This is a genomic window from Roseofilum sp. (assembly GCF_982964205.1).
Genome location: NZ_CEZBFX010000183.1, coordinates 1 through 5,940, shown reverse-complemented (window position 1 = coordinate 5,940; position 5,940 = coordinate 1). Strand labels below are relative to the sequence as shown.

At 43.3% G+C, this 5,940-nt stretch carries 6 protein-coding genes; 4 read left to right on the top strand and 2 right to left on the bottom strand.

Annotated elements, in window-relative coordinates; translation table 11 throughout:
* A partial coding sequence (locus AC3A14_RS23770; RefSeq protein WP_487779200.1) for a hypothetical protein occupies positions 1-217 on the top strand: 217 nt, incomplete at its 5' end.
* A 16-nt stretch (positions 218-233) separates the two neighbouring features.
* Here AC3A14_RS23770 and AC3A14_RS23765 read toward each other — a convergent pair.
* Positions 234-1,154: an XDD3 family exosortase-dependent surface protein gene (locus AC3A14_RS23765; protein ID WP_318735798.1), complete on the bottom strand. Its 921-nt coding sequence runs from the start codon at positions 1,152-1,154 to the stop codon at positions 234-236.
* 519 nt (positions 1,155-1,673) lie between these two features.
* On the bottom strand, positions 1,674-3,041 hold the full coding sequence (locus AC3A14_RS23760) for an FAD-binding oxidoreductase (protein WP_318735796.1): 1,368 nt from the start codon (positions 3,039-3,041) through the stop codon (positions 1,674-1,676).
* Between the two features lie 146 nt (positions 3,042-3,187).
* Here AC3A14_RS23760 and AC3A14_RS23755 point away from each other — a divergent pair, with 146 nt between their 5' ends.
* The 3 genes from AC3A14_RS23755 (at position 3,188) to AC3A14_RS23745 (ending at position 5,727) form a co-directional block, all read left to right on the top strand.
* Positions 3,188-3,472, top strand: coding sequence for a hypothetical protein (locus AC3A14_RS23755; protein WP_318699955.1), 285 nt, complete (start codon positions 3,188-3,190; stop codon positions 3,470-3,472).
* Positions 3,473-3,560: 88 nt separating this feature from the next.
* Positions 3,561-3,722: a hypothetical protein gene (locus AC3A14_RS23750; RefSeq protein WP_318735794.1), complete on the top strand. Its 162-nt coding sequence runs from the start codon at positions 3,561-3,563 to the stop codon at positions 3,720-3,722.
* A 112-nt stretch (positions 3,723-3,834) separates the two neighbouring features.
* On the top strand, positions 3,835-5,727 hold the full coding sequence (locus tag AC3A14_RS23745; protein WP_318735791.1) for a tetratricopeptide repeat protein: 1,893 nt from the start codon (positions 3,835-3,837) through the stop codon (positions 5,725-5,727).
* Positions 5,728-5,940: the final 213 nt, after the last annotated feature.

The following is a 5,940-nucleotide window of genomic DNA, read 5'->3' as shown; positions in this document are numbered from 1 at the left end:
TCTTTTTTCCACAGAGTTAGCAGAGAAGAAGTTTGGCCGTAACCCACTCTTTCTTACATTATATCACAAATATTGTAAAATAGGAGAATCCGATAGATTAGAAAGCAAGAAAAGCCGTCCTAAAAGGACGGGGTTTTCAACACATTTTTCTGATAAAAAAGCAATCTTAACGCTGGTCAAGATTGCTTCTGTAACGGTTGCAGCGACTGATGCTTAACCCGATGTCATATCATCTATGAATTTTTCTTGCGCAGTTGACCACCCGCTAATCCCAAACCCATCAGACCTAAAGTGAGGATGCTAGTCGGTTCGGGAACACCAACAGTAGGCTCCTCTTCAAACTCAACTGCCATCGCCATACCATCGTTGATACACTCGTGCATTAAAGTCAGTAAAGCTTTTCCGGTCGGTAACTTGCTGGCATCGAACTTAAATCCAAATGTCTGTGCTTTTGCTACGTGATTCGAGCCAAAGTCAAGACCAGCAAGTTCAGCGTCGCTCAAGAAGGCAAAGCCGTCATTAGCAACTTTATCTCCAGTTTTAATCACATTTTGAATGCTGTGGTTACCATCTTCATGTCCACCATCAAAAGCCGTCAGATATTCCTGAGCTTCCGCAGTCGTTAAATCTCCAAAATCTACGCTTCCACCCTTGTTGGCGACAGAATTCCGATAGCTTTGAAATCCGCTGTGACCACTGTTCCATTTCGTTACGCTTTTAGCGCTCACATTTTCATAGAGACCATAGGCTAGAGAGCCATTGCCAGCGTCATTCGAGGCAAAATGAACGCCCAACAACTTCTCAGCAGCACTCGCATCTTTGAAGCTCTTACCTGTGAAGTTAAAGAATAAGTCCCCTTGTCCAATACCACCACTCTTTTCGAGTCCCAGGTTGCCATTGAACGCAAAATAGGCTTGGCCGTTTTCAACTTTGGCCGCCATACCAAACATTTCAAAATTGCTGTTCGTGCCAACAATACCACCACCCGTTCCATCCTCAAAGGAGTCCTGCACTATATTCCAGTCACTGGTTAACGTGGTGAAACCGCTTGACGGGGTGAAACCGAAGGCTTGTACCGGTTGAGTCGCGATAAAAGCTGTTGAGAGGGTCACTGCAGTAGCTGTAAATAAAGTTTTTATACTAATATTACTCATTTTGATTGCTCCTTGAATGCTCTGAAAATGGTGGTAGCTAGTTGTTTTTTTTCTAGCTTATGATTAATATAACCCCTCAAAACCGTTAGCACATCAGGGCTTACACTCAATTCTGTTGAGTCTATTTCCTAAGATTTTCTAAGAATAAAGAACAAAAAGAGTCAGTTATGGAAAAAATGACAGAACTTCCACCGAGGTGTTAGCCGGGTTTCATGAAGGTAATATAAAGACTATTGCAACTCCTATGGGCTTAAAATTATCTAAAAGCCTTATTTGGTCAAGGTTATAGCCTTTGAAGCGGCGTTTAAAGCTTTCATGAAGTCACCATACATTTCAAATGGCCCCTATAGAAAATCTTACCCTTTAGAGGGCTTTGCCTTGTGATGAGGAGAGAGGGATATGGGGAGATAGGGGGAGTGAACAACAGACTCAATCTAGCGAGTGAGCTATGCTGATATGAAGTACAGGGTGAAGCCTTAGACCCTAAGCCATACCAGCTATTGCCTATTGCTAGTGTGCCTAGCGCGAAGCACTATAATTCATTTGATCCAACCAGCCACGCATTTTGCCGGGATTCAATAAACCATAAGGATCGACTTTCTTCTTAAAATTGACTTGAAGTGGATTAATCGTCCGACTGCCTCCATCTTCTAAAACGTAGGTATGGGGATTAAAGATGGAAACCCCATGATTTTCGCGATCGTCCATAATTTCCTGCAACCGTTCCTCGCTTGTAAACTTCACAACCTCTAAGCCGCAGGGAGCAACTTGTCCTTGGAAACGGACAATTTCTAAATGCATTATCACTTCTTCGCCATAATGCTCATAAAACTGTTGCACTAATTCCAATTTCGGATCGGAGGGAAAGCGGCTTTGCAAATAAGTTAAATTTGGGTTAGCCGTGCGAGCATGAAGGGTAGTATGATTCCAGGTAAACTCACCCAAGTTCAGGGATTTTTCTGCTGTTGAAGAAATATAAGTGATTTCTCCTTGAAACTCTTGCGCTAATGCTTGTACACCCACTAAACTAGAGTAATCAAAAATGATTAGAACTGCGTGCTTGCGATCGGGTAAATAAGATTTTAGGGCAGTAAAATAGGAAGGAATGGGCCAAGCATGAAGACTAATTAACTTAGCAATTAAACCATCTGCTTCTCCTAATTGTTGGCTAAACCGTGCTGCTTCCATAAAATCAGAGAAAACAACGATACCTTCAGCCCACGGATAACTCGGTGCTAAGGGCATTTCTAACTCAATGATAATGCCATTGGTTCCATAGGCATGATTGACTTGTTGCACGTCATCCCCACGCAATTCCAGCACTTGCGGTTCATCTTCAAGGGTAACCACTTTGGCAGCTAGGACATTGCCGCGATCGCCCAACCATCCGTATAAAATAGATCCAATTCCTCCACTGCCTCCGGCAATAAACCCCCCTAGGGTTGCCGTGCGATAGGTTGAAGGAAGTAAACGCAACTCCCAACCTATTTCAGCAGCTAACTTATTAATTTGCGCTAACTTTGCTCCGGGTTCCGCTCTCACCCATCCTGGTTTAATCTCCAGAATCTGATTCATTCGAGTTAAATCTAAAACGACTCCTCCTTCTAGAGGCACACATTGACCATAATTTCCTGTTCCCGCACCGCGAACAGTAATCGGAATTTTATACTTCACACAAACCTTAACCACTCTTAAAACTTGTGCTTCAGTGAGGGGAAGGACGACTACATCTGCTCGTTTTTCTCCTAACAAAGGCTGTAAAATGGGGCTAAAATGAAAGTAATCTTGGGATAACTTCGCCACTTGATTTGGTTGCGTCGTCCACTCTATGTCCTCCAGCCCTGATACAAATTCATTCCAGTGGTTTTCTAGCTGTGGTGAAATCATTGGATCGCTTCATAAACCGCCCTCCAATTTTACCATAGTGCCTGTGAATCTTCCTACACAATCACCGGGTGTGTAAGTCTAACTTGCCAGAATAGAACCTAACCGATGGGTTTTGAACCCATTCCCTATTTCCTATTCCCTATGACATGAACACCATCAAGAAATGGATTATTTTAGGTAGCATTGAAATTCTATTCTGTTTTTGGCTATTAGGAACTTCTGCTAACTTAGTCAGCGCTCCAAATACGGCTAAAGTTTGGTTAGGCGTATTCGGATACTGTTCGAGTTTAGTTTTTATCCCTGCCCTTTCTATTCTCCAAATTCAAAGCGAAATTGCTGACGCAAAACGTCGCCAACGGGAACTCAAAGCCGCCTTTCCTTATGAATCTTTTTCAGTCTTGGAATTACTAGATAAAAAATCCACACTTTAGGAGTAAATTCATCGCCGCTCAAGCGCAGTTAGAGGTTGCTGAAGCTGAAGCCAAGCAAAAAGAGATCGAAGCGCGAGGAGATGCAGAAGTGGCGAAAATTCAAGCTTCTAGCATTACTTCAATGACGTTAGAACTGCGGCAAATTGAACTGCAAGAGAAAATGATTGAGAAATGGAATGGCGTTTTACCGATTTATCAAGGCACACCGGCACCGTTTCCTTCCTTTAATGTAGAGGCAGAACAGCAGTAGCAATGGGGGAATGGGGAAGAAATCCTGAATTGGGGTTCATTCCTTGGAGGATAGAAGTATATAGCATTCTATTTCCTATTCCCTATTCTCTATTCCCTATTCCCTAATTCCTATGATGCTGCAAGATAAGAATTGGCAAACCTACCGCGACTTAAAAGAAGCACTTAGCTTAAACCTGCGCCGTCAACTGTTTTTAGCAGTTTGTGACGATCCGAATTTTTGCCAGTATTTGGTGAATCAACTGGATATGGAGAGTCGATGTAATGAAACTCCGCTAGATTCGGAGATTCCGCGATGGATAACCCTGGAATTAGAAGCGGACGATCCGAATTTGGTTCACCAAATCGATCGCTGGTACAATGTCGCTAATCATCAAGAAATCCAGAAATCTCTCCCTTTCAGTCCTAACTCTCCTCCTCGACGACGCAAAGATGATTGGATGAAGGTTTCGCCTTTAGATCTCTCTCCCCATGTTCCCCGCGAGTTTTCCCCTGGGTTCCAATTTTTTGGGGTACAGCGTCTGATGCAAAAGTCTCCTACCCAACAATGGTCTTTTTTGCAAAATTTGGAATATATTGCTCAACGGTATCTGGATTTAGCCTGGGATTGGAATCTGTTAATCTGGATACCTCGTCCGTGGTTATTTTCGATTCAACAGTCGGTTCCTCGATTTTGGCATTGTCATACGGGGTTATTTGAGTTTGTGGCTGAACCGTTGCCAACCAATTCCCGAGGGGTAGCGGGGTTAAAGGAGCAAGTAAAAGAGTTAGCGGAACTGCCTCCGCAAGAGGAAGAAGAGCAGAAATTGGGCACAGGAGGAGGGGAAACACCACGTCCTGTAGTAGTCAAAACGGATACTCTAGAAGAGGTGCAAGAGGCGATCGCCGCGCAACGGAAGACTCTAGAAGAGCTAGAGGAGGATGAGATCGCCCGTTTAGACTTACTCAATGATTTAGGCAATCTCTACTGGATTTTATCTCGGAAAGTGACGAACCGGGAAGAGGGGTTAGCTGCACTCAAACAAGCGATTCAAACCTATGAACAAGCACTATCCCATCCTCAGATTGAATCCCAACCTCAAGGTTATACTCGGTTGCAGAATAATCTGGGTATTGCCTACGGGGAATTATCGCGCCATGAGAACCCGGTAGAAGGGTTACAAAAGGCGATCGCCGCGTATCAGTCTGCCTTATCCCATCAAGGAAAACCGGTGGATCAATCTTACGATCGAGTGTCGGATCAAGACTCACAGCACTACGCTTCGACTCAAAATAATCTGGGAACTGCTTATTGGAATTTGGCGCAACATCAAGAGGCGGCTAAAAATTTGAAACAGGCGATCGCGGCTTATCAAGAAGCCCTAAAATATTATCATCCCGATCGCGATGCCCTTAGTTATGGGATGATTCAAAATAACTTAGGGACTGCGTATTGGAATTTATCCCGATATCACAATTCTAAAGACTATTTACAATTAGCGATTTGGTCGTATCAACTTGCCCTTCAATATCGTACCCTTGAAACCAATCCCAGTGGCTATACAGCAACACAAAATAATTTGGGAACAACCTATTGGCACTTCGCCAATCAACCCAATGCACCCATTGAACAGAGACGGGAGCATTTAAGAGAGTGTATTGGAGCCTATCAAAAGGTGATTGAAGCTCTCGAAAATACTAAATCTGAAGGTTCCCTTAACCTCACTTTCGATCCCATTGCTACCTATAATAATCTGGGTGTGGCTTTATATCAATTGGCGATGAGTGCCTATCAAGTTGGTTCTAAGGATAAATCGGATATCCTTGAACCCCTCGAATTATCTCTCAAGTATCATATCGAAGCGTGGACAAGATGGCAGAATAATCCACAAATGGCGTATACGGCACTCAATTATTTACTGCAAGCCGTGCGATCGCTCTACAATGAGGGAGGCATTGATGCCCAAAACCGCGCCCTAGCACAAGTTCCCAGAAGTTTATTACCTGAAATTCTCAATCGACTCTGATGTCATAGAGTAGGGAATAGTTTATCTATTATATTGATGGGGGTAAATTAATGTATGTCACTGATTTGTCTGGGCGACACGAAAATCATTCAACTTTTATTAAACATCCAACCTGGGAAGAGATCAAAAATGCTATTTTTGATTTAGATGGTTTGGGTTACAGCGCTTTGCGCTGTAACGGAGTACAGTCTCATTGAGATAAGTCATTGCGAA